The following is a 26,396-nucleotide window of genomic DNA, read 5'->3' as shown; positions in this document are numbered from 1 at the left end:
TTCCAGTGCTCGGGGTCTGCCACCCCGACTGTGTCACGCAGTCCGGAGAGGCAGGACCACCATGTTCAGACGACGCTCCGCCGCCCTGTTCGCGGCCGGGCTCACCGCCGTACTCGCCGGCTCCGTCACCGGGGCGGGGGCCGCCGCGGGCGGTGATGTCCTGGCGATGGCCGGCGTGGCGGACGGCTACGCCAGCGTCTCCGCCCTCGGCATCAACGGCACGACGGGTGGGGTCGCCGGCCCCACCGTCACCGTGACCACGAGCCAGCAACTGGCCCAGTACGCCGGCGCGAACACGCCGTACACCATCCTGGTCTCGGGTCGGATCCAGGTCAGCGGCCTGGTCCGCGTGGTGGCGAACAAGTCGATCATCGGGGTCGGCGCCACGGCGGAGATCGCCGGCGGCGGTCTCGTGCTCGGCAGCACCACCCGGCCGGGCAACAACGTCATCATCCGCAATATCACGTTCCGGGGCGCGTCGGACGACTCGATCAGTGTCCACAATGGTGCGCACCACGTGTGGATCGACCACAACGACTTCTACCCGGCGTACGACGGGTCGGTCGACGTCAAGCACCAGTCGACGTACGTCACCGTGTCGTGGAACAGGTTTCACGGTACCGACAAGAGCATGCTGCTCGGCCACTCCGACACCTACACCGCCGACATCGGGTACCTGAAGGTTACGTACCACCACAACCTGTTCGACGGCTCAAACCAGCGCCACCCGCGGGTACGGTTCGGCGATCCGGTGCATGTCTACAACAACTACTACCGGGGCGTGGGCCTGTACGGCGTCGCCTCGACCGAGAACGCCGGCGTGCTGGTGGAGGCCAACTACTTCGAGGACACCGCGCACGCCTGCCACTCGGCCAGCGGCTACGACGACTCGGGACCCGGCCGGCTGGTCCAGCGCGGCAACGCGTTCGTCCGTTCCGGCACCTGCGAGACCAACGGCGCCGTCGGCGAACCGAGCTCCTACTACTCCTACCGGGCCGACAGCGCCACGTCCGTCCCGTCATTGGTCACCGCCGGCGCGGGCGTCGGCAGGATCTGATTCCGAGGAGGCAGCATGCAACCACTTCAGGCTCGGCGCCGGGGACTCCTCGCGGCCATCGGTGCGGCGTTGGCCGCCGTCGGTCTCGTCGTCGCCATGGGCGCGAACGCCTACGCCGCCACGCTCCTGTCCGACGACTTCGAGGACGGCAACAGCACCGGCTGGACCACGTCCGGTGGCAGTTGGTCGGTGGCCACCGACGGCTCCGGCGTGTACCGGCAGGGCGGCACCAGCAGCGACGCGCGCGCCCTGGCCGGCACGGCGAGTTGGACCGCGTACTCCGTGCAGGCCCGCGTCAAGCCCACCGGCTGGAACGGCAGCAACCGCTTCGTCGCCGTGCTGGCAAGGGTGCAGAGCAACACCAGCTACTACTATCTCGCGCTGCGCAGCAACAACACGGTGGAGCTGAAGAAGCTGGTCGGTGGGTCGTCGACCACATTGGACACTGCTAGCTGGACGGTGGCGACGAACACCTGGTACACGCTGCGTCTGGACCTCTCCGGTACGACGCTGCGCGGGTACGTCAACGGGACGCTGGTCGGCGAGGCCACCGACAGCCAGTACGGCGCGGGCCGGGTGGGCGTCGCCACGTTCTACGGCAGCGCCAACTTCGACGACGTTCTGGTGAGCGACTCGGTCACCACACCGCCGACGACCACGCCGCCACCGACCACGCCACCCACCACCCCGCCCGTGGACCCCGGGCCGAACCAGGCGGACGGGTGGGCCTCGGTCAACGCCTGGGGCCAGAACGGCACCACCGGCGGCACCGGCGGCCCGACCGTGACCGTCGACACCGCCGCGGAGTTCCTCGCCGAGGTGGCCACCGCGGGCGCGCGGATCATCCGGGTGCAGGGCATGATCGACCTGCCGGGTCCGATGCACGACGTCACGTCCGACAAGACGATCATCGGCGTGGGGGCGAGCTCCGGCTTCACCGGCGGCGGGCTCAACGTCGGCCTGCCGCTGAGCGACAGCATCACCTCGCCGCCCGCGAACGCCGTGCGCAACGTCATCATCCGCAACCTGAACTTCCGCAGTTGGGACGATGACGCGATCAACGTGCAGATGTTCTCGCACCATGTCTGGGTCGACCACAACACCTGGACGACGGGTGTCGACGGCGGCGTCGACATCAAGCGCGGCTCGTCGTACGTGACGGTGTCCTACAACCACGCCGACGGCACCGACAAGGACATGCTGCTCGGTCACGACGACGACAACAGCGCCCAGGACGTCGGCCGGCTGAAGGTGTCGTACCACCACAACTTCTTCGACAACACCAACCAGCGCAACCCGCGCGTACGCTTCGGCGACCAGGTGCACGTCTACAGCAACTACTACCTCAACACCGGCAACTACGGCGTGGCGTCCACGCAGAACGCCGGCGTCATCGTCGAGGGCAACTACTTCGAGAACGTCGACGACCCGTACCACCTGGCCGAGGGCTCGTCGAGCGACGGGCGGCTGGTGGCCCGCAACAACTGCTTGGTCAACTCCGGCGCGGGGGAGACCGGCGGCAGCGTGTCCAACCCGTCGTACGCGTACACCTTGGCACCGCAATGTGACATCAAGGCCATCGTGTCGGCGGCGGCCGGCGTGGGGCGTATCTGATCAATAAGTGACCTGGACCTCAGGTTGTTGAAGGTTCAACTTCAGTCGGCGTACGTTGTTGATGAACCTTCAACAACTTGGGGGCTGGGATGACGGAGATGATGCGCGGCACGGCGACCCTCGGCGTGCGCCCGGCCGCGGTGCGTACCCGGGTGGTGGTGCCGCTGGCCTTCCCGGACGGGTACGCCACCACGGCCGAGGTGTTCACCTTCGACGGGCTCGCGGACGGCAAGGAGCACCTGGCCCTGGGCCTCGGCGACTGGCGCACCGCGGTGCCGCTGGTCCGGCCGCACAGCGAGTGCCTGACCGGGGACGTGTTCGGCAGCCAGCGCTGCGACTGCGGCCCGCAACTGCGCGAGGCGGTCGAACGCATCACCGACGCCGGCGGGTTCCTGCTCTACCTGCGCCAGGAGGGGCGGGGCATCGGCCTGTACGCCAAGCTCGACGCGTACGCCCTGCAGGACGCCGGGCTGGACACCTACCAGGCCAACCTCGCGCTCGGGCGCGGCGAGGACGAGCGGGACTACACCGCCGCGGCCCAGATGCTGCGCGCGCTCGGCGCCGACCGCATCCGCCTGCTGAGCAACAACCCCGACAAGGCGCTGCAGCTGGACGCCCTCGGCGTGGACGTCGCCGAGCGGATCCCCACCGGTGTGCACCTGTCGGCGGCCAACGCCCGCTACCTGGCCGCCAAGGTCAGCCACACCCGCCACACCCTTGACCTGCCGCTCGCCGCCTGACCACCATGGAGCCTCACATGAGCATCGCCACCAAGACCGCCACCACGGCCGAACCGCTGCACCCGCTGCTCGCCCAGCGGTGGAGCCCGCGCGCCTTCGCGCCGGACCACCAGCTCACCGAGCAGCAGGTGACGGCGCTGCTGGAGGCCGCCCGCTGGGCTCCAAGCGCGTCGAACACGCAGCCGTGGCGGTTCGCCGTCACGCTGCGCGGCAGCGCCGAGCACGCCGCCATCCTGGACGCGCTCGCGCCGGGCAACCAGGCGTGGGCGCACGCGGCCTCCGCGCTCATCGTCGTCGCCGCCGAGACCGCCGGCCCGGACGGCAAGGCCCAGCCCTGGGCCGCCTACGACACCGGCCAGGCCGTCGCCCACCTGTCCGTGCAGGCCCAGCACGAGGGCCTGGCCGTACACCAGATGGGCGGCTTCGACCGCGAGAGGATCGCCGCCGTGCTGGCCGCACCCGGCGTCACGCCCATGGTCGTCGTCGCCGTCGGTCGCCGCGACCACGCCGTCCGGCTCCAGGAGCCGTTCGTCGGCCGGGAGGCCGCCGCCCGCGACCGGCTGCCGATCCAGGCCCTGCTCCTGCCCGTGCGGCCGGCTCCGGTCCCGGCCGCCGCCTAGCCATGACCGCGGACACCGAGCCGGACCGCCGGTGGCTGAGCGCGGCGATCGAGCTGTCCCGGCTGTCGCCGCCCTCGCACACCCGCTACGCCGTCGGGGCGATCGTCGTCGACCACCACGGTGTCGTGCTGGCCACCGGCTACACCGGTGAGACCGACCCCCACGAGCACGCGGAGGAGGCCGCCCTGGCGAAGCTGGCCGGCCGCGACCTCGCGCGCGCCACCATTTTCAGCTCGCTGGAGCCGTGCACGGCCCGCAAATCGCGGCCGGCCTCCTGCACCGACCTCATCCTCGCCGCCGGCATCCGGCGTGTGGCGTTCGCCCTGCGCGAGCCGCCGATCTTCGCCGACTGCCACGGCGCGGAAACCCTGCGCCAGGGCGGCGTCGACGTCGCCGAGATCGGCGAACTCGGCCATCTCGTCGCCAAGATCAATGCCCACGTCCTCCGTCTCGCGACCGCCGCGTCCGGCCGGTGACGCCCGCAGTGCGGCGGGCCTTGACGATCGCCCGGAACGTCAAGAGGGCGACGACGGCGACGACCTGAGCGCCGATGATGATGCGATTGACGTCGATCGCCGGGCGCCACCGCACCGCGCCGTCCTTGATGATGAACGCGCCAACCGGCCGGGAGGAGATCCCGAAGCCCGCTCCGGTGCCGGTGCCCTCCTCGCCGGCCGTACCCGGTCCGGTGCCGCCGCCTCCGCCGCCACCGCCCGAGATGCGGGCGACCGGGACGACGGTCAGGCCGTCCCGCACGATCGGCTCCGCCACCACGGACCGTGCCGTCATGCTCTCCCGCACATTGCTCAGCAGGTCCAGCGTCCTCGCGGCCGCGTCTTTCATGCCCTTCCACCTCCACCGGGTGACCTGTCAGTGCAGGATCTTCTCCTTGGCGCGCTGGAACTCCTCGTCCGACAGGTCGCCGCGGGCCCGGATCTCGGAGAGTCGTTCGAGCTCGGCGACCTCGTGGGAGCCGGACGTGCCCGCGGTCTCGCGGATGTAGGTGTCGAAATCGCGCTGCTGGGCCTGGGTGCGCTGCACCTCGCGTTCGCCCATCTTCCGGCCCCGGGCGATGAGGTAGACGAAGACGCCCAGGAAGGGAAGCAGGATCACGAAGGCGAGCCAGCCCGCCTTGCCCCATCCGCCCAGTGAATCGTCCCGGAAGATGTCGAGAATGATCCGGAAGAGCAGTATGAGCCACAGGATCCACAGGAAAAACCACAGCATGGTCCAGAACGCGCCCAGAAGCGGGTAGTCGTAGGCGAGATACATGACGCTTTCTCCTCTCCGCGCCGTATTGGTGCCTCCGGCGGATCCAGCACAGCCGCTGCCGAAGGCGCGCGCCTCGTTCGCTGCGGATGATTTTTCGGTGCCACCGGTCGAGGCGAGGCCGAGGTGAGGACCCGGCTGGTCGGCGTGCCTGGCCGCCACCGGGCGGACGATGAGTCAAGATCTGACGGTGGTACTGGCTGAGGATCTCGACACGTCCACGCTGACCTCCCGGCAGCGGCGGATTCTGACGGTCATCCGGGACTGGGTGGTCCGGTACGGCTATCCGCCGTCCACCCGGGAGATCGGCGACGCGGTCGGGTTGGCGTCGACGTCGTCGGTCAGCCGGCACCTGCGCACGCTGGAGGACTACGGCTTCCTGCGCCGGGGCCGTACGGTCACCCGCCCGGTCGACGTGCGCATGTTCCTGGACACGGTCACCCGTGAGGAGCGCGACCCGAGCACGGTGGGCGTTCCGCTGGTCGGCGCCATCGCCGCCGGCAGTCCCATCCTCGCCGAGGAGATGTCCGAGGAGACGCTCACGCTGCCGCGGGACCTGGTCGGCCGGGGCACCCTGTTCTGCCTGCGGGTACAGGGCGATTCGATGATCGAAGCGGCGATCTGCGACGGCGACATCGTGGTGGTGCGCCAGCAGCCCGAGGCGTACAACGGCGACATCGTCGCCGCGATGATCGACGAGGAGGCGACGGTCAAGGTGTTCCGCCGCCGCGGCGGCCACGTCCTGCTTGAGCCGCGCAATCCGGCGTACGACGTGATCGACGGCGACCGCGCGGTGGTGCTCGGCAAGGTCGTCTCGGTGCTGCGCCGGATGTAGGCCGGATCAGCCGGCGTCCGGCGCCATCGCTGTCGAGCCTATCGACGGTACGACCATCGGCCCGTGCGGCGGAAGTGTTCTTCGAGGTCGGGCCGCCGGGCGTACAGGAAATAGCCGGTGACCGACCGGCCGTCCTTGCGTGCGTAGTCGTGCAGCCGCCCGTACTCCTCGAAACCCATGCGGCACCAGAGCCGCATCGGGCCGTCGTCGCGGACCTCGAGCGTGAGGATGTCGCAGCCCATCTCGGCGGCCGCCCGGAGGACCTCCTCGAAGCCGGCGGTGAGGAAGCGGCCGCGGTAATCCGGGTGGATGACGCACCGCCGCAGGTCCACGACGTGCCGGCGGCCGGGCTGCGGTGCCCGCGCGAGGGTGACCATGCCGACGATCCGCTCGCTCTCGGTGCGGGCGACCAGCAGCCTCACCGCGCCGCGGCGCAACTCGTCGTCGAAGGCCCGCATCAACGCGAGCCCTTCCTCGTCGCTGAGCGGTTCGTTGAAGCCGAGGTTTCGCTCCCGGACGGCCACGCCGTTCATCAGGCTGAGCATCTCGCGGATGTCCTTGATGGACAGTTCCTTCGGCCACTCGTACCTCATCGAAGCCTCCCCGCCGGCATCAGATCTCCGGCCGCTGCTGGCGGACGAAGTTGGGCCGAACGTCGAAGTCCGGAGCGTCGAAGGTCCGGTGGAACGCCGGCGTCGTGCTGCTGGACAGCGGCGGGTTGACCCAGGACCAGTCGGTCGGCACCGTACGCCCCTGCCGCTCCTCCCGCTCGACGTACTGCACGAAGTGCCGGGCCGCGGTGTGGTGGTCGTACATGCGTACGCCGGCCCGGTCGAAGCTGTGCATGACGGCGTAGGTGAGCTCGACCAACGCCCGGTCCTTCCACATGGTGCGGTCGCTGGAGGTGTCGAGTCCCATCTTCTCGGCGACGATCGGCAACTTGTTGTACCGGTCTTCGTCGCTGAAATTCCGGGCACCTATTTCGGTATTCAGATACCAGCCGGTGAATGGCGCGCAGGTATAAGTGAGTCCGCCGAGCTCAAGCGCCATTTCGGAGAGCGCTGGATTGGCGTACCATTTGAGCTCGAGCTCCTCGAACCACGGCAGGTCCGGGTGGCGGATCGGAATTTCCAGCACCGCGTCGGCCGGGACGTCGTACCATTTCACCCGTCGTCGGGTGTGCTGATGACAAGCGGCAGGAAATCGAACGGGGTGCCCGCGCCCTGCCAGCCCAGGCGCTGGACCTGATCGGTGAGGTCGGCGGTCGCCGGGTCGCCGATGACGCTGCCGTCGGGCTGCCGATATCCGGCATAGCGCAACAGGTGCGGATTGCTGATCCGGATGGCGCCGCCGTCCGGAGTGCACGGTGGAAAAACCGAGATGACGGCCTCGATCTTTCCCGCGTTGGTCGAGGTGCGAACGTGCTCCCAGCAGGCGTCCGCGATGCTGTCCGCGCTCGTGCGGTCCCGGAAATCAAGGAGCTTCAGCGAGCGCCAGTGCATGCGTCCGACGCAGCGCGCGTGGTTGCGCCAGGCGAGTCGCGCACCGATGAGCAGTTCCTCGGCGGTGTGCGTGTAGGTGCCGGTTTCCTCGATGTCGAGCAGCACCTGCGCTTTGCGCTCTGCCGGCACGTGCGAAAGGTCGGGGAGACCAAAGAAATGCTCCGCACCTTGCCGTACTTTGTCGATCGACACTGATCTCCTTTTGTTCATTTCCCTGGGCAGTGTAGTGCGCCGATACGTGGCCAACAAGACTTGATCTCCCCTGGCATCTGTGCTGCAATGGCGATTTCCGCAGCCATGCGCGTCGATTGATGCCTGAGCTGGCACTTTACGCCAAAGGGACTTATATGGTGACCAGCCAAGCGGCACCCGTTCCTGAGCAGGTAAAAGTGGCGCTGAGCCACGCCGTACGCGATCGGGTCGGGGCCGGAGCGTTAGGAGAAACCGTCCTCAACCGGCCTGATTGGCGTTTACCCCAGCCTTTTGCCGCGACACTCAGCCAAATCCTCGTGGCGCCCGCGCTGTCGCGTGGCTTCGCATTGGCGCCCGGCCTGTTCGGCGGCCTGGATGAGCCCCTGGATGAGCCCGGCCCGACGCCCCGGCACTGGGCGGAGGCCGACCCGGAGCGGACCGCCCACATCGACGTGGCGCTGGCCCTGGTCGCCGCGGCGCTGGGCCAGGTGCACAGCTGGACCAACCAGCAGGCGGGGCGGATCGTCCACAACATCCTGCCCAGCCCGGAGCACAGCCACGAGCAGGTGGGCGCCAGCAGCGCCGTGCCGCTCGCCTGGCACACCGAGGACGCGTTTCACCCGGAACGGGCCGACCTGGTGCTGCTGGCCTGCGTCCGCAACCCGGACCGGATCGGCACCCGGCTCGCCGGCATCCGGGACGCCGCACTCACCGAGGCGGATCTGGCGCAGCTCGCCCGGCCCCTGCTCACCATCGAGCCGGACGACAGCTACGGCGGCGGCGTACCGGCGGGGGCCGAGCAGATCGGCATGTCCACGGTCTGGCACACCGCCGCGGGGCGCTGCGTCCGCTACGACCCCTCGTACACCCGCGTGATGACCGACGACGCGCGGTTCGTCGCGGCCTTCCGGCGGCTGGACGGCGCCTTCGAGGAGTGTGGGTTCACCGTGGACCTCGCGCCCGGCGACCTGCTCATTGTGGACAATGACGCGATGGTGCACGGGCGCGTCGCCTTCCGCGCCCGGTACGACGGCACGGACCGATGGGTCAAGCGGGCGCTGGTCCGGCTGCCGCGTCCCCGTCCGGCAGGCGAACGGCGCGAGCACGGCTACCACCAGAACCCGGTGTACGCGGTGAGCTGACCTCCCCGCCACCGCCAGCGGCTACGCCGGGTCCGCGCCGTGCGCGCCGTCCGCGCTGTGGCGCGCGGTCCGCGCCGTCCGCGCCGTGCGTGCGGTCCGCGCCGTGTGTGCGGTGCGCGCCGTGCGCGCGGTCCGCGCCGTCCGCGCCGATCAAGGGCTTTGCCGTCGATCAAGGGCGAATGGTCGTGGTTTGATCTCCGATCCACGGCCCTTTGCCCTTGATCGACGCGAAAGTCCTTGATCGGCGCGGAGTTCGCCGAGCCCGGACGGCGCGGGCCGGGCCCGGACGGCGCGGGGTGGGCCCGGACGGCGCGGGCCGGGCCCGGACGGCGCCGGGGTGGGCCGGGCGGCGCGGGGTGGCCGAGGCGCGGTGCGCGTCCATGCCTGCGGGGTGCACTCCGTGCGCGCCGGGCCGTGCCTAGATCGCGGCGTCGGCGAGCGCCGCGAGCAGGGCTGCGGTGGCGGGCGGGTCGGGCGGCTCGCCGTACGTCGCCGCGTACACGTGCCGGCGCGAGCCCGGCAGCTCGGTCGCGACGATGCCCTTGGCGCGGTGGGTGCGCAGGGCCAGCCCGGGGATGATCGTCGCGCCGAGCCCGGCCGCCACGAGCGCCTGCATGACCACCATGTCGTCGGACGTGTAGCCGATCCGCGGCTGGAATCCCTCGTCGGCGCACAGCGCCAGCAGGTGGCTGCGGCACCGCTCGCAACCGGCGATCCACGTCGCGTCCCGCAGCGCGGCCAGCTTGTGCCCGCGCCGGGTGGACAGCAGGTACACCGGATCGTCGAGCAGGTGGTGCAGGCGGACGCCGTCCGGCTCGGGCGCGGTCTCGTCGTAGCGGAAGATGACCGCGACGTCGATCTTGCCGGCCCGCAGCAGCTCCAAGGCCTCGGGCGGGTGCGTGTCGATCAGGCTGATCCGCAGGTCGGGATGCTTGCCGGCCAGCGCCGCCACGGCCCGCGGCACCAGCGCCCCGATCGCGGACGAGAAGCCGGCCAGGCGTACCCGTCCGGCGGTCAGCCCGACGTGGGCGGCGAGCTCCGCGCCCGCGGCGTCGATCCGCCCGATGATCTCGGCCGCCCGGTCGGCCAGCAACTGTCCGGTCTGGGTGAGCCGGAGGCCGCGCCCGACCCGTTGCAGCAGCTGCGCTCCGGTCTCGGCCTCGAGCCGGGCCAGGTGGTGGCTGACGGTCGGCTGCGAGTAGTGCAGCTCCTTCGCCGCCGCGGTGACCGATCCGTGCCGGGCCAGCGCGTCGAGGACGCGCAGCCGCGTGACGTCCAGCATGCATCGAGCATATCTATGGATCAGCACGAAGCTTTGCATTAGACGTATGAGTCGATCGGGCGCACGCTCAGGGCATGGGTACGACACAGATCCGCACCGTCACCGAACTCACCGATCTGGTCGACGGGGTCCGCGCCGCCGTCGCCGCGCACGTCGACTGGCCGGCCACCGCGCGGCTCGTCGCCGAACACCTGCGCCGCCACCTGCCCAGCCCGGACGTGCTGACCGCCGAGCAGCGCCTCGGCTCGCCCGACGGCTACCGCAGCCACACCCTGTACGTCGAGCCCGACGGCTCGTTCTCGGTCATCGCCGTGGTGTGGCGGCCCGGGCAGATCACCCGCATCCACGACCACCTGACCTGGTGCGTGTTCGGCGTCATCCAGGGGGTCGAGCACGAGGAACTGTACGACGCCGACCTCAACCTGGTCGGCCGCAACGACAACCACGCCGGCGACGTCAGCGGGTTCGCGCCGCCCGGCGACATCCACCGGGTCCACAACACGGCCGGCACGACCGCGATCTCGATCCACATCTACGGCACCGACGTGACGCGCATCGGCTCCAGTGTCCGGCGCTACTACAACTGAACTCCCGGCGTACCGTGCGGTCATGGACCGTGCGGTTGATGACGAGCAGGTGGCCGCCTCGCTCGCGGACCGGCTCACCGCGCTGACGTTTTCCGACCTGGGCGCCGACGAGGTCACCGCGCTGCTCGCGGACTCGGTGGTGGCGTGGGCGGAGGATCAGGGCTGGCGGGCCTACCGCCGGGCACCCAGCGTCATGGCGCTGCCGCCGCCGTACGCGCACCGTCACTCGTGGATAGACGTCGGCTGCGCCCGGCCGGCCGGCGCGCCGATCGCCGTCGAGATCGACCGCACCGACCGCCAGCGCACCGTCGACAAGCTCCTGGCGGAGGCCGAGGCCGGCCGGGTCGCGATCTGGGTACGGTGGGGGACCGGCAAGTTCGCGGCCCCGCCACCCCCGATCACGATGGTGACGTGCGCGGTGACGGCCCGCCGCGGGCCGGCGGACAAGGACCACCGGTACAGCCGGCTCTCGGCCCGCGACCTACCGGCACCGGCGCACACCGCCGCCACCCTCAAGGCCGACGAGCAACCCGACCTGTTCGCCGATTGAGCCGCCGATCAAGGCCGTGCCCGTCGATCAAGGCTTTGTGCGTCGATCAAGGGCGAATGGTCGTGGTTTTGAGATCAAAGCACGGCCATCTGCCCTTGATCGAGGGGCAAGCCCTTGATCGAGGGGCAAGCCCTTGAGTGGCGGGCGCGGCCTTGATCGACGGGCGAGTCCTTGAGTGGCGTGAGGTCCGCGTCCGCGCGTCGCGGTCTGTGCGGACGCGAGCGGGGTACGGTTTTGTACGGCGACGTGGCCGTTCAGCCGCAAACACGGCCACGTCGTCCTCCTTCTTTAGTCGGGTGCCGGTTGCCGGCGCAGTCGTGTTGCCCAAACGGCGTTCTGCAGGAGTAATAGCACGACGCCGAGAATCCAAACCGACCAGTCAAAGAGCGAATGAAGCGAACCTATTGTCATGGTGAGCGCCGCCAGTGACACTGCGGGAAACATCAGCCCTGCCGTGATGGCCTGTATCAGGCGCCGCCCCTTCATCCGGGACCGGAAGTAATGCTCGTATTGAAAGAGTCGGTCCTCGCCGAGCTGTTCGACGAGAATGGGTCGCTGAACGTTTTCGACGTAGCTCGCTATCACCATGACGTCGATCGTGAGGATGTGAAACCAGAGGCCCAGCGCGCCGGACAGGAACGGCAGAAGTAGCAGCAGACGGGTGTCCGCCCGGTTGGCGATGACGATGCCGCCGATGGCCGCGACGCCCGTGACGTTGAGCCCGATGACTGTGAACCGTGCCGCCAGGTGCTGGGTGACCTCGGCCCGGAGGGCCACGAACTCGGCGAGGACAACATCGACCGTTTTGCTCTGACCTTCCAACGCGCTCGACACGTCGATCTCCCTTGGTAATACCGCTGCTATAACAGTATTTCTCGCCGTGTCAAGCATTCCATTTCCCGGCCAACCTCAAGATTCCCGCAAGATCCGCACCAAGTGATTGGGGGAGCTGGGCATGGATGCGAGTGTATGCGACAAGTTCGGTGATCACCGGAGGCCAGTAGCGAAGAGAGGAACTACCGTGCCAAAGATTGGTCGAAAGTCGTTGGCTCTCGTGTTCAGTGCGGTCGCCATCGCTGGCGCGCTTGTCATTCCGAGCCCTGCGTATGCCTGCGGGACCAGCGTCACCTATGGCTCGTGGACGCACATCCCGGACACGTTGACCTGGCAGCGGAAGTGGACGTGGAACTACTTCAACTGCAGCTCGGGTACCGTGCACCGCAAGGTCGTCGTGAACAACGGCTCGGACAGCCCCTGCTACACGATCGCCCCCCGGGGCACCCGCACCTATAGCAAGTACGAGTCCAACACCGCTGGGTACCGCATCAACCAGTACGAGAGCACCGCCTCCTGCTAGGTCACCCCCGGCGGGCCGCTCTGTTCGGCGGGAGCGGCCCGCCGTGCGTCGTGTACGGGGCGGAAGCGGTCGTCGAGCAGCGTGATGAGGCTCAGCAGCAGGACGAAGAACAGGGCGTCGCCCTGGGGGAGGTCGCCGTCGCCGCGCCGCAGCAGCCAACTGCTCAGCACGACGAGGCCGACGTTCAGCAGCACCCGGGCGCCGAACGCGAGCAGCATCGACTCGACGCCGCGCGCCCCCTTGGCGGCCCAGAGGCTGATCGCCGCGTTCACCACCACGAAGACCGCGATGCCGAGGAAGAGGTCGAGGTTCGAGGACTCGCGGTCCGGCACCACCTGCGCGTAGATCACGCAGAGGAGGCCGACGAGCAGCACCTTCTCCAGCGTGGCGGCGGACAGCACCCGGCCGTGGGTGGCGATCCAGTGGTCGCGTTCGGCCGCCGTGTCCATCTGGGTGGGCAGCGGGTCGGCGGCGACGTGCCACGACCAGTCGACCGCGGGCACGCGCGGCCGAAGCCAGATCCACGCCGCCACGGCCAGGCCGAGCAGCGCCAGCACCACGAGCGGGCCCAGCCACGGGTACGCGTCGAGCGTCTCGGTGACGTCCAACTGCGCGATGTGGACCCAGTACTCCTGCGGCAGCTTGACGACCACCCAGATGGTGGCCGCGGCCAGCACCCAGAAGCGCATCCCGTACCGCGCCGGGTTCCAGCGCAGCCGGATGACCTCGTACGCGATGAAGAAGTACTCGAACGTGTTCGGGAAGATCAGCAGGAGGGCGCGCCAGTGTGTCAGCTCGAACGCGACCACGCCCGCCAGCCGGTAGAAGTAGAGGAACTTGGCGACGCGTACGGCCGGCTCGCTGGTCCAGTTGCGCATCGTGGCGAGGTAGGCGATGGCGAGGTAGTACATGTCCATCGCCTTGTCGTAGCCCTGGTAGCCGGGCGGGTCGTAGCCGAACGACTGGAAGATGGTTTGGTCGGCGGCGTCGAGGACCAGGCAGGCGAGGATCGCGGGCAGCGGAAAGCGGGGGATGAGCAGCGGCACCAGGAACCGCGCGCCGACCACCACGACGAAGATTGCCGCCTCGCCCATCCCCTGAGCGTGCCAGACAGGTCGGGTACGGTACGACGCGATGCGGATCATTAAGTTCACCCACGCGTGCGTACGGCTCGAGCTCGGCGGGCGGGTGCTCGTCATCGACCCCGGAGTGTGGAGCGAGCCCGCCGCCCTCGACGGCGCGGACGCGGTGCTCGTGACGCACGAACACGCCGACCACGTCGACGTCGACCGCCTGGCCGGGCTGGACGTGCCCGTCTACGCCCCCGCCGAAGCGAGCATCCCGGGACTGGAGACCACGGGCGTGGCCTCCGGCGACGAGTTCACCGCGGCGGGGTTCACGGTGCGCGCGGTCGGCGGTCGGCACGCCCTCATCTACGGCGGCCAACCGGACTGCGCGAACCTGGGCTACCTCGTGGACGAGGCGGTCTACCACCCCGGCGACTCGCTGCACGTCCCGGAGCAGCCGGTCGAGACGCTGCTGGTGCCGGCGCACGGATCGTGGATGAAGTTGGACGAGGCGATCGACTTCGTCAAGGCCATCAAACCGCGGCTGGCCTTCCCGATCCACGACGCCCAGATCAACGATCGCGGCCTGGGCAGCGTCAACGGCTGGCTCGACCAGGAGACGGACGGCTACCGGTACCTGGCCCCCGGTGAGGCGATCGGGTAAGCAGCGCGCGACGACCTGGCTGCCGCGCTCAGCTAGGGTCGCCCCAGCCGGCCAGCCGGGAAATCACGGTGAGGTTGGGCTCCAGGCGTGGGCCGTGGAGGAGCCCGCCACCGCCGATCATGAACTCCTCGGTGGGGCCGGTGCGCCGGGCCGCGGCCTGAACCGGGTGCTCCGCCGCCCACCAGATCTCCTTGGCCCGCGCCATGATGGCCTCGAAGCGCCGGTACGCGGTGTCGTCGCCGATCGCGGCGAGGCCGCCCGCGACGCGCATCGCGATGTTGGCGGCGCCGGCGGCGACGCTCCACTTGCCGGCGGCGTCGTGCAGTTCCATCGCGGCTACCGCGGCGCCCAGCCATTCCGGCGCCGCCTGCCGGAAGCTCTCCGGCGCGGACGCCAGCCAGGAGAAGTCGGTGCCCGCGATGCCGGCCTCCTCGCGCAGCCGCTCCGCGGCGAACAGCGCCGTGTCGAACTCGTCCAGGGCGGTGCCGGGCTGGCCGCCGAGCAGCAGGGCCCGGCCGATCAGCGTGTGTGTCCGGACTAGCCCGAACTCCCGCTCCAGCCGGTCGCCGCCGGCCACGGCCTCGTAGCCGGCGAGCGCCGCGCGGCCGGCGCGCACCGCCTCGTCGTACCCACCCTCCATGATGTACGTGAGGGCGACACGGAGCCGTACGTCGCACAGCCGGACCGTATAGCGCCGCCGGTCGGCCGCCACCAGCGTGGTGTAGTGTCCCACCGCCTCGGTCAGCGTGTCGCGGGCCTGCGCCGGGCGGCCCGCCTGGATGAGGCGGTAGGCGTGGTTGTACAGGCCGCCGGCGAGCGCGGCGACGTGCCGGGTGTTGCCGGGATGGCGCCCGACCAGCACTCGGCACACGTCCATGGCCTCGCCGGAGTAGCGGGCCTGTTCCCGCACGTCCCGGCGGGCGCCGGCGGCGCGGGCGCCGGCGAGCAGGTCGTTGACCCGCTGCTCCAGGTCACCGTCCGAATCGCGTCCGATCACCGCGTCCCCTCCCCAGCGCCGGCCGCCCCAAAGTCTGGCAGGTGGGCGCGAGCCTCGGGACCACCGCTCAGCCGCCGCCGGGGCGCACGACACCGGTCTCGTACGCGAAGACCGCCGCCTGGGTGCGGTCGCGCAGGTCGAGCTTGGTCAGGATGCGGCTCACGTGGGTCTTCACGGTCTGCTCGGCCACCACGAGATGGTCGGCGATCTCCGCGTTGGACAGGCCCTGGGCGATGAGGGCGAGCACCTCGGTCTCGCGTTCGGTCAGCGCGCCGGCCCGTTCCTTGAGCGGGGCACGCGGCGCGCCGGCCAGCCGGGAGAACTCGACGATCAGCCGCTTGGTCAGGGCCGGGGCGAGCAGCGCGTCGCCGGCCGCCACCACCCGTACGGCGTGCGCCAGCTCCTGCGCCGACGCGTCCTTGAGCAGGAACCCGGAAGCGCCGGCGCGCAGCGCCTCGTAGACGTACTCGTCCAGGTCGAATGTGGTCAGGACCAGCACCTTGGCGGCGCCGGCGGACCCGGTGATCCGGCGGGTGGCCTCGATGCCGTCGAGGACCGGCATGCGGATGTCCATCAGCACCACGTCCGGCGCCAGCTCGGCGACCTTGGCCACGGCGTCCTGGCCGTCGACGGCCTGGCCGACCACCTCGATGCCGGGTTCGAGGTTGAGCAGCACAGTGAACCCCTGACGGACCATGATCTGGTCGTCGGCGATCAGGACGCGGATGTTCGTCATGTCGTATCCCCAGTGGACGGTGCGGGCAGGGTCGCGGTCACCTCGTACCCGCGGTCCGGGGTCGGCCCGGTGGCCAGCGTCCCGCCGAGCATGGCGACCCGTTCGCGCATGCCGAGCAGGCCGTGGCCGCCGTCCGAAGGGGACGGTGCCGGTGCGGTCGGCGCGGTGTTGACGACCCGGATGACCAGGTCCGCCGGGCGGTAGGCGACCTCGACGGTGACGGTGGCGCCGGGCGCGTGCCGGATCGCGTTGCTCAGCGCCTCCTGCACGATCCGGTACGCGGACAGCTCGACCCCGGGTGGCAGCGGGCGCACCTCGCCGGTGGTCCGGGCGGTCACGGCGAGCCCGGCGTCGCGGACGTTGCCGACCAGTTCGTCCAACACGTCCAAAGTGGGCTGCGGCGCGTGCGCGGACTCCCGTTCCACCCGCAGTACGCCCAGCACCCGGCGCAGCTCGGATAGCGCCTCCAGGGCGTTGCCGCGGATGCCGGCGAGGTTCTGCCGTAGTTCCTCGGGCGGGTCGGCGACCAGGTGCGGGGCGACCTGCGCCTGGATGGAGATGACCGACAGGTGGTGGGCGACCACGTCGTGCAGTTCGCGGGCGATCCGGGTGCGCTCCTCCAGCAGGGTGCGCCGGGCCCGTTCCTCGGCCGAGATCCGCTCCTGCGCCGCCAGCTTGGTCCGGGACTCCCGCCGGGCCCGCCGCACCGCGCCCAGCACCGCGGGCAGGATCCAGAGCGCGACGGTCTGCCCGACGTCGGTGTAGAAGAACACCACCGTCCAGCCGGCGTTCGGGTTCTTGATGTCGATGTGCAGCCCGGTGCTCACCAGGCCGACCAGCACGGTGACCGCCAGCGCCTCGACCACCACCCGGGCCCGGGCGCGCAGCGCCAGCAGGAAGAGCACTCCGGCCATGGCGGCGACCGTGGCGGGGCTCCACGGGTACGGGTCGCCGTGGGTGAGCGCGCCGGCGACCATGGCGAGCGTGACGATCCACCACGCCAGCACGGGCCGGAACAGCGCCATGACCAGCGCGGCGGCCTGGATCGCGGCGAGCACCAGGGAGAGCGGGCGCCCGCCTTCGAACGAGGCGAACAGCAGCACGGCGCAGAGCACGACCGCGACGTGCGGCAGGCGGGCAAGCCAGCGCGGCCGCGCCATGGGCGGCAGCGGGTCGGCGGCGACCGTCCACAGGTCGTCGCGCAGGGCTCGGGGCACGGCGCGGACGGCACCCATGGCACCGTGCGTGTTCATCGCGTCCATCTTAGGTACTCCCGGTAGTCGTGATCTTGACCTTGGCGGGCGCGGCCCGCTCGTGGGCGTGGAACGCCGCGCAGCACACCAGCAGCGCCAGCGCGAACAGTGGCAACCAGCCGAACCGGGCGGCCACCCAGGCCGCGCCGTCCGGCACGGTGTGCAGGCCGGGCAGGGGGCGGCCGGCGAGCAGGCCCAGCGCGGTGACCGCGATCATCGCGGTCTGGTGCCACAGGAAGATCGTCATCGCGGACAGGTTGGCCAGCGCCACCGCCGCCCAGGGGCGCGGGCGCCGCGTCAGCCGGCGCAGCGGACCCAGCAGCAGGCCGGCGGCGCCGCACTGCGCGAGGCCGAACGTGACGGCGGCGAGGCTCGGCGGGTCCAGGTTCGAGAAGCCTTCCCCGGGTACGCCGACCATCGACGCCGGATAGCCGGCCCACCGTACGAGGGCGACCGTCGCCGTGGCCCCGCCGATCGCCAGCGCCCACAACGTCGTACGGTCGCGCAGCCGGCCCCGCGCCCAGGCGGCACCGAGCGTGAAGGGGACCAGCCATCCGGCCGCCACGTTGGCCCAACCGAGCCAGGCCGGGCCGTCGAGGCCGAGCCGTACCACGTCGACGAGCACCACGACGGCCAGCGGCCACCCGGGATGCAGCCGGGCGACCAGCGGTGTCGCGGCCGTCAACACGGCGAACACCAGCAGGAACCACAGCGGCGAGAGCACCAGCCGCAGCGGCGTGCGTACCGTCTGCGGGTCCACACCGGACGCGAGCAGCGCCCCGGCGACCACCGTCCACACCACGAGCACGGCCGCCACCGGCCGCCACAGCCGCGCCATCCGGGCCGCCAGCCATGTCCGGTACGGCAGGCCGCGGGTACCGGAACGCGCGTAACCGCAGGCCGCGGCCAGCCCGCCGACGAGGAAGAACACCGCGAGCGTCTGGAACAGCCAGGACACCGGGGCGAGCGGCAGGTACCGCAGCGGGCTCGCCCCGCGTACCGCGCCGCTGTCCACGACCAGCGCGGTGACCAGCCAGTGCCCGAGCACGACGCCCGCGATGGCGAACGCGCGCAGCGCGTCGACGGCCCGGTCCCGATCCGGCGGGGTGGCGGCCTCGATCCGCCAGACGAGCTCACGCATGGGTGTCCCCTTCGGACGGTGACCGGCCCTGGACGATCCGGGCGATGTTCGCCAGCGACACCGAGCCCGGCTCCAGGTAGTCGCTGTGGCCGGCGTCGCCGGCCGGGAAGGTCCGGGCGCCGAACCGGGGCGAGACCGGATCGGTGCCGAACCCGAGGGTGACGAACGGCAGGCGCAGCCGCACGTGCGGCACCCGGCCGATCGGGTCGCGGGCGCCCAGGCCGGCCCACACCGTCGCCGTGGTGCGCAGGGCGGCGACGTCGTCGAAGCCGGTGCCCGGGCTGCCGTACAGCACGATGCCGGACACCGGCAGTCCGGCGGCGGCCCGGGCGCAGACCACCGACCCGTACGAGTGGCACAGCACGGAAATCCGGGCCGCCGGCCTGGCCGCGTTCACCTCGTCGACGAACGCGCGCAGCGCCGGGGCGGCGGCGCCGGCGCGCGACGGCGTCAGCACCGACAGGCTCAGCATGCTGGGCGTCGGGTAGCCGAGCCAGGCGATCACGGCGGATCGGCCGCCCAGCTCCCGGTGCAGCGCCACCGCGCCGTCGCGGAGCCGCCCGTACTCCTCGAAGCTGGTGTCCGAGCCGGGCACCAGCACGGCGATCCGGTCGGCCCGGCACAGGTCGCCGAGCACCTCGGCGCTTCGGCCGCCGTCGCGGCCGTCGAACCACAGCAGCCGCCGCGCGGGGTCGGCCAGCGCGCGCAGCGCGGCGGCCCGCCGCCGGTCGCCGTGGCCGGCGGCCATCCGCTCGGCGGCGCGGACGCCGTCCCGGTCGGCGGCGTACCGCGCCGCCACGTCGGACGCGCAGGTCGCGGCCCGCAACGGGCCGAGGGCCGCGGGCGCCGGTGCCGGCACGGACTCGGACCGGGCCGCGCCGGACATCGGTACGACCACCGCCGCACCGACGAGCGCGGCCAGCAGGGTACGGCGCAGTCTGCCGAATTGGGTACGGGTTGCCACGGCACCGAAGCTACGGATTACCCGATGTGGTCCGCGTCCCGCCGCGGAGCGCACCGCGGGCGTAGCTCCACAGGACTACGGGTACGGCCATGAGCGATGATGCAGCGATGCCTGGTACCCGCCACTCGCACGTCCTGTTCGACTTCTTCGGCACGCTGGTCGCGTACAACGCCAGCCGCGTCGAGCAGGGGTACGCCCGGTCGCACGCCCTGCTGGTGCGGTGGGGCGCCGACCTGAGCTACCCGGACTTCCTCGGTGCCTGGTCGCGGACCACCGACCAGTTCGACCGGCTCAGCGACCGGGACGACCACGAGTTCTCGATGACCGAGGTCGGCACCGTGTTCCTGGCCGGCGTGCTGGGACGCGCACCGGCACCGACCGAGGTCGAGACGTTCGTGGTCGAGTACGTCGACGAGTGGAACACCGGCGTGACGTACCAGGACGGCGTCGCCGCGTGCGTGCGCGACCTGGCCCGCGACCACCGGCTCGCGGTGGTCAGCAACACTCACCAGTCCGATCTGGTCCCCAACCACCTGCGCGCCATGGGGCTGTGGTCCTCCTTCGACGCCGTGGTCACCTCGGTGGACGTGGGCTGGCGCAAACCGCACCCCAAGATCTACGCAGTCGCGCTGGACGCGCTCGGCATCGACGCCGGGGACGCGGTGTTCGTGGGCGACTCCTTCGAGCCGGACTTCGCCGGGCCGGAGCGCGCGGGAATGACCGCGTTTCTGATCGACCCGGACCGCCGGGCGCCGGTGCCCGGCGACCGCCGCCTGGACTCGGTCGTGGACCTGCCCGCGCGGTTGCGGGCGCAGGCGGCAGGGTCAGCGGGCGCCTGAGATGTAGTCGGCCAGGGCGGTGCGCTCGGTCTCCAGCTCGTCGATCCGGTTCTTCACCACGTCGCCGATGCTGACGATCCCGCACAGGACGCCGTCCGCCACCACCGGCACGTGCCGGATGCGGCGGTCGGTCATCAGCCGCATCAGCTCCTCGAGGTGGGTATCCGGCGCCGCGACGTGCACCTCCGCCGTGTGGATGGCGGTGATCGGCTCGGCGAGCACGGCGGCGCCGCGCTCGGCCAGCGCCCGCACGACGTCCCGCTCGCTGGCGATCCCGTCGACCGTGGTGCCGTCGGTGGACACCACGACGGCACCGATCCGGTGCTCGGCGAGCACCGTCACCAGGTGCCGAACGTCGCTGTCCGGACTGACCGTGAGCACCCGGTCGCCCTTGAACCGCAGTACGTCGCTGATCCGCATCTATACCTCGCAGGGCGCTGCCGTGGGATGTGATCGTGCTGTGCACCAGCGTAGGGGATGGGCGGCCGGCGCGCAGCCGTGCCGGAGCGTATGCGCGGCCTGCTAATCCCATCAACCCGATAGATATTACGGCGAGTAGTCCCTGCTCAGAGCGTCTTGACGATCATGGCCAAAGCGGGTAATCGTATAACCATGAGCTCGACCAAGCCACCGACGCAGCGCGATGTGGCGCGGTACGCCGGCGTGTCCACGGCGACCGTGTCGTACATCCTCAGCGGCCGCCGGGACCGGGCGAACCCGGTCACGGAACAGACCCGCGAGCGCGTCCTCAGCGCCGTGCGGACGCTTGGCTACCAGCGCAACCACGCCGCGCGGAGCCTGCGCCGGCAGCGCACCGAGTTCGTCGCGGTCGTCTACCGGCCGCCGTCCAGCCCGTGGGGCGAGCGCCTCGTCGACCAGCTCCACGAGGCCGCGCGCGGGCAGGGGTACTCGGTGATCGTGCTGCCGGCCGGGCCGGACGACCGCACCGGCAACGTCCTGCGGGTGCTGCGCGAGCAATACGTCGACGGCGCGCTCATGCTGCCCAACCACTCGGTGCCGGACAGCGAACTGGCCGCCCTCGCCCAGCACGGCCTCGCGCTGGTGGTGTACGACGACGAGACCCCGCCGGCCGGCTTCGACGTCGTCCGGCAGGACCAGACGGCCGCCTGCCACGCCGCCGTGAGCCACCTGGTCGACTCCGGCCGCCGGCGCATCGCCTACCTCGGCCACGGCCAGCCGGGCGAGCCGCCCGAAGACGACCTGCGCTTCGCCGCGTACCGGACGGTCCTGGCCGACCGCGGCCTGGAGCGTGACGACTCGCTGGTGCGCGCGGCGGCCGACTCCCGGTCGGCGGCCTACCAGGCCGCCACCGCCATGCTGAGCCGCCCCGACCGGCCGGACGCCATCTTCTCCGGCTCCGACCGCGGCGCCCTCGCCGCCATCTGGGCCGCGATCCGGCTCGGCCTGCGGGTGCCCGACGACGTGGCCGTGGTGGGCGTCGGCAACACCGACGAGGGCGCGGTCGTCAGCCCCGCCCTGACCAGCGTCGGCACCCCGCGCTTCGACTTCACGGCCGTGGTGGACCGGCTCTTCGAGCGGATCCACCAGCCGGGCACCGGCACCGTCCTGCACCAGCCCTGGGAACTGATCGTCCGCCAGTCCACATAGGCCCCTGCGACACCATCCCCCGCGACGAAAGGGCACGCCATGCCCAACCTCTCCCGCCGGCGCGTGCTGCAAATCGGCGCCGCCGCCACCGCCGGACCGATGCTGTCGGCCTGCTCCCGCGCCCCGAGGCCAGCGGGTCCGGCGCCGGCACGCTCACGCTCTACACCAACGCCGGCCACGCGTACGCGGCGTGGCAGGAGGTCATCGCCCAGTTCGAGAATGACCACGGCGTCACGGTCAACTGGCAGAAGTTCCAGTGGCCGGACCTGGCCACCAAGCTGCAGACCGACTTCGCCGCCGGCACCCCGGCCGACCTCGTGGAGCAGCCCGGCGGCGCCGCCACCGTCGCCCTGGCGGCCGCCGGCGACGTGCGCGCGCTCGACGACTACATCGCCAAGGACGGCGCGGCCATCGGGTACCCCGACGACTGGCAGGCGGCGGCGGTCGAATCCTGGCAGTCGCAGGGCAAGACGTACGGCGTCCAGATGGCCCTGACCTGCAACCTGCTCTTCTACAACCGGCAGATGTTCGCCGCGGCCGGGATCACCCGGCCACCGGACACCTGGGACGAGTTCCTGGCCGCGGCGAAGGAGCTGACCCGCGGCGGCGTACACGGCTTCGCGGCCAACCAGGACTACTCCTACTCCACGCCGTGGCTGCTGGAAAACGGCGTGCGCTACTACGACCCGGCCGCCAAGGACTTCCTGGTGCCGGGCCCGGCGGCGATCGAGGCGCTCCAGTTCCAGGCCGACCTGGTGCACAAGCACAAGGTGGCACCGGTGCCGACCGCCGGCACCGACTATTCCGGCCCGCAGAAGCTCTTCACCGCCAAGCGCGCCGCGATGATCCTCAGTGGACCGTGGGACCTCAAGCCGATCCGCGAGGGCGCCCCCGACCTCGACTTCGGCCTCACGCTGCCGCTGCGGAAGGTGCGGCGCAGCACCAACCTGGCCGGCGCCGGGTTCTTCATCCCGGCCAAGGCCAGCAAGGCCGATCTCGCCTGGGATCTGCTCAAGCGGATCGTCAGCCTGCAAACCCAGCTCAAGGTGAGCAAGGAGGCGGGCCTGACCGCACCGCGCAAGTCGTGGGCGGCCGACGCCGAGGTCAAGGCCGACGCGACGATGAACGCGGTGGCGCAGGCGCTGCCGTTCGCCACGGACTGGAACGCCGGTCTCCCGCAGACCGGCAAGAAGTCCGAAGTGGACGACGCGTACAAGACGCTCTACCAGTCGGTCGTGCTGAGCGACAAGCCGGTGGACGCGGCGGTGAAGTCCTTCGCCGACGCGGCCAAGCGGGCCGTTGGCTAGGTCGGCACGGCGGCCCTCCCGGCTGGCCCGCCAGCGCGCCCGCACCGCGTACCTGCTGCTCACCCCGGCGCTGGCGTTCTTCGCGCTGATGTTCTTCTACCCCTGGGCAGCGAGCTGACCACCAGCGCCTTCACCGGGGTACGCGCCGACGAGTTCGCCGGCCTGGACAACTACGTCAAGGCGTTCGGCGACCCGGCGGTGCGGCACGCGTTCGGAGTGACGCTGCGGTTCGCGGTCGGTACGGTGCTGGCCAGCCTGGTGCTCGGGCTGGTCACCGCCGTCATCCTCAACCAGCGGATGCGCGGGCGGATGGTCTTCCGCGGCGTCCTGCTCGTGCCGTACCTGACCTCGATCGCCATCGTCGGTCTCCTGTGGAGAAACATCCTCGACCCCCAACTCGGCATCCTGAACAGGTTGCTCCTCGCGGCCGGCCTACCCGGGCAGAACTGGCTCAACGAGCACCCGGTGGCCACCATCACCGCGATCGCGGTCTGGAAGGACGTCGGGTACGCGACGCTGCTGTTCATCGCCGGGTTACAGGGGATCGGGGAGATGTACTACGAGGCGGCGAAGGTCGACGGCGCGACGCCGTGGCAGCGCTTCCGGCACGTGACCCTGCCGCAGCTGGCGCCCACCACGGTGTTCGTCTCCATCATCGGCACCATCTCGGCCCTGCAGGAGTTCGCGCTGCCGTACCTGGTGACCGACGGCGGTCCGGGCAACGCCAGCGACCTGTACGTGTTCCGCGTCTACCAGACCGCGTTCGACTTCCGGGACTTCGGCTACGCCTCGGCGCTGTCGTACCTGCTGCTGATCGTGATCCTCGCGCTCTCGGTGGTGCAGTTGCGGGCGGGAAGGCAAGAGCATGACGCGTGACCGTCTGTTTCCCGGCGACCGGGTGGTGGCGTACCTGTTCGTGCTGCTGCTGTGCGCGCTGACCGTGCTGCCGCTGCTCTACATGGTGTCGCTGGCCCTGCAGTCCGACGCCGAGATCTACGCCGGCGACCCGGTGCTGTGGCCGAAGACGCTCCGGTTCGACAACTTCGCCGCGCTGTTCGACCGGGCGCCGTTCGGCCGGTTCTTCGTCAACAGCCTCGTCGTGGCCACCCTCATCACGCTGTCGCACCTGGTCTTCGACCCGCTGGTCGGCTACGTCTTCGCCAAGTTCGACTTCCCGTTCCGGCGCACCATCTTCCTGGCCGTACTGTCCACATTGATGATCCCGTTCTTCGTGCGGATGATCCCGATCTACACGATGTTCTCGCAGATCGGTTGGCTGGACAGCTACCAAGGGCTGGTGGCGCCGTTCCTCATCGACGCGTTCGGCATCTTCCTGATGCGGCAGTACATCGCGCCGCTGCCGGACGAGCTGATCGAGGCCGCCCGCGTCGACGGCGCGTCGGAGCTGCGCATCTACGCCCGCATCATCCTGCCCCAGACCCGGCCCGCGCTGGCCGTCCTCGCCCTCTTCACGTTCGTGTACCAGTGGAACAACTTCCTGTGGCCGCTCATCGCCACGTCACGCACCGAGATGCGGACGATGCCGATCGGGCTGACCCTGTTCAACGAGGAGTACTTCACCCAGTGGAACCTGACCGCCGCGGGCGCCGTCCTGCTCTTCCTGCCCACGGCTCTGCTGTTCGCCCTGACCCAGCGGTACCTGGTGCGGGGATAGCCCTGACCGGCCTGAAATAACCAACGTCCTCGTCTTCCTGAGCGACCAGCAGCGCTTCGACTCGGTCGGCGCGTACGGCAACCCGCTCGACCTCACCCCGGAACTGGACCGGGCGGCCGCCGGCGGCATGCTGGTCAGCCACGCGTTCACGCCGCAGCCGGTCTGCGCGCCGGCGCGGGCGATGCTGCAGACCGGCCAGTACCAGAACCGCACGGGCGTCTACCGCAACGGCATCCCGCTGCCGCCGGACGTGCCCACGCTGGCCCACCACTTCACGGCCGCCGGCTACCAGACCGGCTACATCGGAAAGTGGCACCTGGCCGGCACCGACTCCGCGCCGGTCCCGCCCCACCTGCGCGGCGGGTACGACTACTGGCTGGCCGCCGACGTGGTGGAGTTCATCTCCGACGCGTACGACGCCCGGCTCTACGACGGCGACGGCGCCGAGGTGCGGTTGCCAGGCTACCGGGCCGACGCCTATGTGGACGCCGCCATCCGGTGGCTGGCCCAGCCCCGGCAGGCGCCGTTCTTCCTCTTCCTGTCGCTGATCGAGCCGCACCACCAGAACACCCGCGACGACTATCCCGCACCGGCCGGCTACGCGGACCGGTACGCGGACCGCTGGACCCCACCGGACCTGGCGGCGCTCGGCGGGTCCACATCGGAGCACCTGGCCGGGTACTGGGCATGGTCAAGCGGGTGGACGAGGCGTTCGGCCGGCTGCTGGACGCGCTGACCAGCCTCGGCCTGCGCGACAACACGGTCGTCGCGTACACCTCCGACCACGGCTGCCATTTCAAGACCCGCAACGGGGAGTACAAGCGCTCCGCACACGACGCGTCGATCCGGGTGCCGCTGGTGCTGTCCGTACCCGGCCGCACCGGCCCGGCACCGCGGCGGCTGGTCAGCCTCATCGACCTGCCGCCCACCCTGCTGGACGCCGCCGGCCTGCCGGTGCCGGCGCAGATGCAGGGCCGGTCCATCCTGGCCGAAGCCGGTGAGCCGGACGACGACGACCATGACGACGACGTCTTCGTGCAGATCAGCGAGTCCCAGGTGGGCCGGGCGCTCCGGACCCGGCGGTGGACGTACGCGGTCGTCGCGCGCGACGCCGACGGCTGGGACGACCCGGGCGCGTCCGAGTACGGCGAGGACCTGCTCTACGACCTGGACGCCGACCCGCACGAGCTGACCAACCTCGCCGGGCGCCCGGAGTACGCGGATGTCGCCGCGGACCTGCGCCGCCGCCTGATCGCCCGCATGGTGGCCGCCGGTGAGCCCGCTCCGGTGATCAGCCCGGTCACAGTGGACAGATAGCACGCCGCGAGCGCGACAACAAGTCTTGCACGTGAAGATCGAAAGGTGGAACATTCTGGC

31 protein-coding genes and 1 pseudogene are annotated in these 26,396 nt (G+C 70.8%); 19 read left to right on the top strand and 13 right to left on the bottom strand.

Annotated features, from left to right (window positions below; all coding sequences use genetic code 11):
- Window positions 1-61: 61 nt before the first annotated feature.
- The 5 genes from Prum_RS48320 (at window position 62) to Prum_RS48300 (ending at window position 4,507) form a co-directional block, all read left to right on the top strand.
- On the top strand, window positions 62-1,057 hold the full coding sequence (locus tag Prum_RS48320; RefSeq protein ID WP_173086406.1) for a pectate lyase family protein: 996 nt from the start codon (window positions 62-64) through the stop codon (window positions 1,055-1,057).
- A 15-nt stretch (window positions 1,058-1,072) separates the two neighbouring features.
- Window positions 1,073-2,671, top strand: a complete 1,599-nt coding sequence (locus tag Prum_RS48315; protein WP_173086404.1) for a pectate lyase family protein — start codon at window positions 1,073-1,075, stop codon at window positions 2,669-2,671.
- A gap of 89 nt (window positions 2,672-2,760) precedes the next feature.
- Window positions 2,761-3,411: a GTP cyclohydrolase II gene (locus Prum_RS48310; protein ID WP_246278828.1), complete on the top strand. Its 651-nt coding sequence runs from the start codon at window positions 2,761-2,763 to the stop codon at window positions 3,409-3,411.
- A 17-nt stretch (window positions 3,412-3,428) separates the two neighbouring features.
- A complete protein-coding gene (locus Prum_RS48305; RefSeq protein WP_173086402.1) occupies window positions 3,429-4,031 on the top strand; it encodes a nitroreductase family protein in 603 nt (200 codons plus the stop codon).
- Between the two features lie 2 nt (window positions 4,032-4,033).
- Window positions 4,034-4,507 carry a cytidine/deoxycytidylate deaminase family protein gene (locus Prum_RS48300; protein WP_173086400.1) on the top strand — a complete coding sequence of 158 codons (474 nt, stop codon included), beginning with the start codon at window positions 4,034-4,036 and terminating at the stop codon, window positions 4,505-4,507.
- Here the strand turns inward: Prum_RS48300 and Prum_RS48295 are convergent.
- Both Prum_RS48295 and Prum_RS48290 read right to left on the bottom strand, forming a co-directional pair.
- Window positions 4,461-4,874: a spore germination protein GerW family protein gene (locus Prum_RS48295; RefSeq protein WP_173086398.1), complete on the bottom strand. Its 414-nt coding sequence runs from the start codon at window positions 4,872-4,874 to the stop codon at window positions 4,461-4,463. The two genes, Prum_RS48300 and Prum_RS48295, sit on opposite strands and share 47 nt — an antisense overlap.
- Before the next feature lie 27 nt (window positions 4,875-4,901).
- Complete coding sequence (locus Prum_RS48290) at window positions 4,902-5,462, bottom strand: SHOCT domain-containing protein (RefSeq protein ID WP_218577965.1); 561 nt, start codon at window positions 5,460-5,462, stop codon at window positions 4,902-4,904.
- 28 nt (window positions 5,463-5,490) lie between these two features.
- Between Prum_RS48290 and lexA the strand changes: the two genes are divergently transcribed.
- Window positions 5,491-6,135 (top strand): transcriptional repressor LexA, encoded by a 645-nt coding sequence (gene lexA, locus Prum_RS48285; RefSeq protein WP_246278827.1) that lies wholly within the window; start codon window positions 5,491-5,493, stop codon window positions 6,133-6,135.
- A gap of 38 nt (window positions 6,136-6,173) precedes the next feature.
- Here lexA and Prum_RS48280 read toward each other — a convergent pair whose 3' ends face one another.
- Complete coding sequence (locus Prum_RS48280) at window positions 6,174-6,728, bottom strand: GNAT family N-acetyltransferase (RefSeq protein ID WP_173086394.1); 555 nt, start codon at window positions 6,726-6,728, stop codon at window positions 6,174-6,176.
- A 19-nt stretch (window positions 6,729-6,747) separates the two neighbouring features.
- Window positions 6,748-7,847, bottom strand: a pseudogene (locus Prum_RS53425) (nitric oxide synthase oxygenase).
- 299 nt (window positions 7,848-8,146) lie between these two features.
- On the opposite strand from Prum_RS53425, the gene Prum_RS48270 reads away from it, so the two are divergent.
- On the top strand, window positions 8,147-8,971 hold the full coding sequence (locus Prum_RS48270; RefSeq protein ID WP_218577962.1) for a TauD/TfdA family dioxygenase: 825 nt from the start codon (window positions 8,147-8,149) through the stop codon (window positions 8,969-8,971).
- Between the two features lie 418 nt (window positions 8,972-9,389).
- Here Prum_RS48270 and Prum_RS48265 read toward each other — a convergent pair whose 3' ends face one another.
- On the bottom strand, window positions 9,390-10,253 hold the full coding sequence (locus tag Prum_RS48265; RefSeq protein WP_173086384.1) for a LysR family transcriptional regulator: 864 nt from the start codon (window positions 10,251-10,253) through the stop codon (window positions 9,390-9,392).
- A 74-nt stretch (window positions 10,254-10,327) separates the two neighbouring features.
- Here Prum_RS48265 and Prum_RS48260 point away from each other — a divergent pair, with 74 nt between their 5' ends.
- Complete coding sequence (locus tag Prum_RS48260; RefSeq protein ID WP_173086382.1) at window positions 10,328-10,840, top strand: cysteine dioxygenase family protein; 513 nt, start codon at window positions 10,328-10,330, stop codon at window positions 10,838-10,840.
- Between the two features lie 22 nt (window positions 10,841-10,862).
- A complete protein-coding gene (locus tag Prum_RS48255; RefSeq protein ID WP_173086380.1) occupies window positions 10,863-11,390 on the top strand; it encodes a hypothetical protein in 528 nt (175 codons plus the stop codon).
- A gap of 288 nt (window positions 11,391-11,678) precedes the next feature.
- On the opposite strand, the gene Prum_RS48250 is transcribed toward Prum_RS48255, so the two are convergent.
- On the bottom strand, window positions 11,679-12,224 hold the full coding sequence (locus Prum_RS48250) for a hypothetical protein (protein WP_173086378.1): 546 nt from the start codon (window positions 12,222-12,224) through the stop codon (window positions 11,679-11,681).
- Window positions 12,225-12,549: 325 nt separating this feature from the next.
- Here Prum_RS48250 and Prum_RS48245 point away from each other — a divergent pair, with 325 nt between their 5' ends.
- On the top strand, window positions 12,550-12,747 hold the full coding sequence (locus Prum_RS48245) for an alpha-amylase inhibitor (protein WP_173086377.1): 198 nt from the start codon (window positions 12,550-12,552) through the stop codon (window positions 12,745-12,747).
- Here the strand turns inward: Prum_RS48245 and Prum_RS48240 are convergent.
- A complete protein-coding gene (locus tag Prum_RS48240) occupies window positions 12,744-13,841 on the bottom strand; it encodes a hypothetical protein (protein WP_173086375.1) in 1,098 nt (365 codons plus the stop codon). The genes Prum_RS48245 and Prum_RS48240 overlap by 4 nt on opposite strands.
- A 40-nt stretch (window positions 13,842-13,881) precedes the next feature.
- Here Prum_RS48240 and Prum_RS48235 point away from each other — a divergent pair, with 40 nt between their 5' ends.
- Complete coding sequence (locus Prum_RS48235) at window positions 13,882-14,478, top strand: MBL fold metallo-hydrolase (RefSeq protein ID WP_173086373.1); 597 nt, start codon at window positions 13,882-13,884, stop codon at window positions 14,476-14,478.
- Between the two features lie 28 nt (window positions 14,479-14,506).
- Here the strand turns inward: Prum_RS48235 and Prum_RS48230 are convergent, their stop codons facing one another.
- The 5 genes from Prum_RS48230 to Prum_RS48210 form a co-directional block, all read right to left on the bottom strand.
- Window positions 14,507-15,475, bottom strand: a complete 969-nt coding sequence (locus Prum_RS48230; RefSeq protein ID WP_173086371.1) for a tetratricopeptide repeat protein — start codon at window positions 15,473-15,475, stop codon at window positions 14,507-14,509.
- 67 nt (window positions 15,476-15,542) lie between these two features.
- Window positions 15,543-16,211 carry a response regulator gene (locus tag Prum_RS48225; protein WP_173086369.1) on the bottom strand — a complete coding sequence of 223 codons (669 nt, stop codon included), beginning with the start codon at window positions 16,209-16,211 and terminating at the stop codon, window positions 15,543-15,545.
- Window positions 16,208-17,464, bottom strand: a complete 1,257-nt coding sequence (locus Prum_RS48220; RefSeq protein WP_218577961.1) for an ATP-binding protein — start codon at window positions 17,462-17,464, stop codon at window positions 16,208-16,210. The genes Prum_RS48225 and Prum_RS48220 overlap by 4 nt, the downstream gene beginning before the upstream one ends.
- 10 nt (window positions 17,465-17,474) lie before the next feature.
- Complete coding sequence (locus tag Prum_RS48215; protein WP_173086365.1) at window positions 17,475-18,605, bottom strand: acyltransferase family protein; 1,131 nt, start codon at window positions 18,603-18,605, stop codon at window positions 17,475-17,477.
- Window positions 18,598-19,569: an alpha/beta hydrolase gene (locus tag Prum_RS48210; RefSeq protein WP_246278826.1), complete on the bottom strand. Its 972-nt coding sequence runs from the start codon at window positions 19,567-19,569 to the stop codon at window positions 18,598-18,600. The genes Prum_RS48215 and Prum_RS48210 overlap by 8 nt, the downstream gene beginning before the upstream one ends.
- Window positions 19,570-19,676: 107 nt before the next feature.
- Between Prum_RS48210 and Prum_RS48205 the strand changes: the two genes are divergently transcribed.
- Window positions 19,677-20,408, top strand: a complete 732-nt coding sequence (locus Prum_RS48205; protein ID WP_178132701.1) for an HAD family hydrolase — start codon at window positions 19,677-19,679, stop codon at window positions 20,406-20,408.
- On the opposite strand, the gene Prum_RS48200 is transcribed toward Prum_RS48205, so the two are convergent.
- Window positions 20,394-20,828 carry a CBS domain-containing protein gene (locus Prum_RS48200; protein ID WP_173086363.1) on the bottom strand — a complete coding sequence of 145 codons (435 nt, stop codon included), beginning with the start codon at window positions 20,826-20,828 and terminating at the stop codon, window positions 20,394-20,396. The genes Prum_RS48205 and Prum_RS48200 overlap by 15 nt on opposite strands.
- A 192-nt stretch (window positions 20,829-21,020) precedes the next feature.
- Between Prum_RS48200 and Prum_RS48195 the strand changes: the two genes are divergently transcribed.
- The 7 genes from Prum_RS48195 (at window position 21,021) to Prum_RS54310 (ending at window position 26,336) form a co-directional block, all read left to right on the top strand.
- A complete protein-coding gene (locus tag Prum_RS48195; protein ID WP_173086361.1) occupies window positions 21,021-22,037 on the top strand; it encodes a LacI family DNA-binding transcriptional regulator in 1,017 nt (338 codons plus the stop codon).
- Entirely contained in the window at window positions 22,007-23,344 is a 1,338-nt protein-coding gene (locus tag Prum_RS48190) for a sugar ABC transporter substrate-binding protein (protein WP_173086597.1), read from the top strand. Before Prum_RS48195 ends, Prum_RS48190 begins: the two co-directional genes overlap by 31 nt.
- Window positions 23,337-23,462 (top strand): hypothetical protein, encoded by a 126-nt coding sequence (locus Prum_RS54320; protein ID WP_281369168.1) that lies wholly within the window; start codon window positions 23,337-23,339, stop codon window positions 23,460-23,462. The genes Prum_RS48190 and Prum_RS54320 overlap by 8 nt, the downstream gene beginning before the upstream one ends.
- 80 nt (window positions 23,463-23,542) lie before the next feature.
- Window positions 23,543-24,220 carry a carbohydrate ABC transporter permease gene (locus Prum_RS48185; RefSeq protein WP_218577960.1) on the top strand — a complete coding sequence of 226 codons (678 nt, stop codon included), beginning with the start codon at window positions 23,543-23,545 and terminating at the stop codon, window positions 24,218-24,220.
- The gene (locus Prum_RS48180) at window positions 24,210-25,019 is read left to right on the top strand and encodes a carbohydrate ABC transporter permease (RefSeq protein ID WP_218577959.1); all 810 of its coding nucleotides are present in this window, start codon (window positions 24,210-24,212) and stop codon (window positions 25,017-25,019) included. The genes Prum_RS48185 and Prum_RS48180 overlap by 11 nt, the downstream gene beginning before the upstream one ends.
- A gap of 16 nt (window positions 25,020-25,035) precedes the next feature.
- Complete coding sequence (locus Prum_RS54315) at window positions 25,036-25,755, top strand: sulfatase-like hydrolase/transferase (protein ID WP_218577999.1); 720 nt, start codon at window positions 25,036-25,038, stop codon at window positions 25,753-25,755.
- Complete coding sequence (locus tag Prum_RS54310; protein WP_218577958.1) at window positions 25,707-26,336, top strand: sulfatase/phosphatase domain-containing protein; 630 nt, start codon at window positions 25,707-25,709, stop codon at window positions 26,334-26,336. Before Prum_RS54315 ends, Prum_RS54310 begins: the two co-directional genes overlap by 49 nt.
- Window positions 26,337-26,396: the final 60 nt, after the last annotated feature.

The organism is Phytohabitans rumicis, assembly GCF_011764445.1.
GTDB classification, from domain to species: Bacteria; Actinomycetota; Actinomycetes; order Mycobacteriales; family Micromonosporaceae; genus Phytohabitans; species Phytohabitans rumicis.
This window is presented reverse-complemented; position numbering and strand designations above follow the sequence as displayed.

What these genes read in the sequence shown, in the direction of transcription:
- Prum_RS48320 (WP_173086406.1), top strand. Translation starts at nt 62, where the DNA reads ATGTTCAGACGACGCTCCGCCGCCCTGTTCGCGGCCGGGCTCACCGCC.
- Prum_RS48315 (WP_173086404.1), top strand. Translation starts at nt 1,073, where the DNA reads ATGCAACCACTTCAGGCTCGGCGCCGGGGACTCCTCGCGGCCATCGGT.
- Prum_RS48310 (WP_246278828.1), top strand. Translation starts at nt 2,761, where the DNA reads ATGACGGAGATGATGCGCGGCACGGCGACCCTCGGCGTGCGCCCGGCC.
- Prum_RS48305 (WP_173086402.1), top strand. Translation starts at nt 3,429, where the DNA reads ATGAGCATCGCCACCAAGACCGCCACCACGGCCGAACCGCTGCACCCG.
- Prum_RS48300 (WP_173086400.1), top strand. Translation starts at nt 4,034, where the DNA reads ATGACCGCGGACACCGAGCCGGACCGCCGGTGGCTGAGCGCGGCGATC.
- Prum_RS48295 (WP_173086398.1), bottom strand. Translation starts at nt 4,874, where the DNA reads ATGAAAGACGCGGCCGCGAGGACGCTGGACCTGCTGAGCAATGTGCGG.
- Prum_RS48280 (WP_173086394.1), bottom strand. Translation starts at nt 6,728, where the DNA reads ATGAGGTACGAGTGGCCGAAGGAACTGTCCATCAAGGACATCCGCGAG.
- Prum_RS48265 (WP_173086384.1), bottom strand. Translation starts at nt 10,253, where the DNA reads ATGCTGGACGTCACGCGGCTGCGCGTCCTCGACGCGCTGGCCCGGCAC.
- Prum_RS48260 (WP_173086382.1), top strand. Translation starts at nt 10,328, where the DNA reads ATGGGTACGACACAGATCCGCACCGTCACCGAACTCACCGATCTGGTC.
- Prum_RS48255 (WP_173086380.1), top strand. Translation starts at nt 10,863, where the DNA reads ATGGACCGTGCGGTTGATGACGAGCAGGTGGCCGCCTCGCTCGCGGAC.
- Prum_RS48240 (WP_173086375.1), bottom strand. Translation starts at nt 13,841, where the DNA reads ATGGGCGAGGCGGCAATCTTCGTCGTGGTGGTCGGCGCGCGGTTCCTG.
- Prum_RS48235 (WP_173086373.1), top strand. Translation starts at nt 13,882, where the DNA reads ATGCGGATCATTAAGTTCACCCACGCGTGCGTACGGCTCGAGCTCGGC.
- Prum_RS48225 (WP_173086369.1), bottom strand. Translation starts at nt 16,211, where the DNA reads ATGACGAACATCCGCGTCCTGATCGCCGACGACCAGATCATGGTCCGT.
- Prum_RS48220 (WP_218577961.1), bottom strand. Translation starts at nt 17,464, where the DNA reads ATGAACACGCACGGTGCCATGGGTGCCGTCCGCGCCGTGCCCCGAGCC.
- Prum_RS48215 (WP_173086365.1), bottom strand. Translation starts at nt 18,605, where the DNA reads ATGCGTGAGCTCGTCTGGCGGATCGAGGCCGCCACCCCGCCGGATCGG.
- Prum_RS48205 (WP_178132701.1), top strand. Translation starts at nt 19,677, where the DNA reads ATGCCTGGTACCCGCCACTCGCACGTCCTGTTCGACTTCTTCGGCACG.
- Prum_RS48200 (WP_173086363.1), bottom strand. Translation starts at nt 20,828, where the DNA reads ATGCGGATCAGCGACGTACTGCGGTTCAAGGGCGACCGGGTGCTCACG.
- Prum_RS48195 (WP_173086361.1), top strand. Translation starts at nt 21,021, where the DNA reads ATGAGCTCGACCAAGCCACCGACGCAGCGCGATGTGGCGCGGTACGCC.
- Prum_RS48180 (WP_218577959.1), top strand. Translation starts at nt 24,210, where the DNA reads ATGACGCGTGACCGTCTGTTTCCCGGCGACCGGGTGGTGGCGTACCTG.
- Prum_RS54310 (WP_218577958.1), top strand. Translation starts at nt 25,707, where the DNA reads ATGGTCAAGCGGGTGGACGAGGCGTTCGGCCGGCTGCTGGACGCGCTG.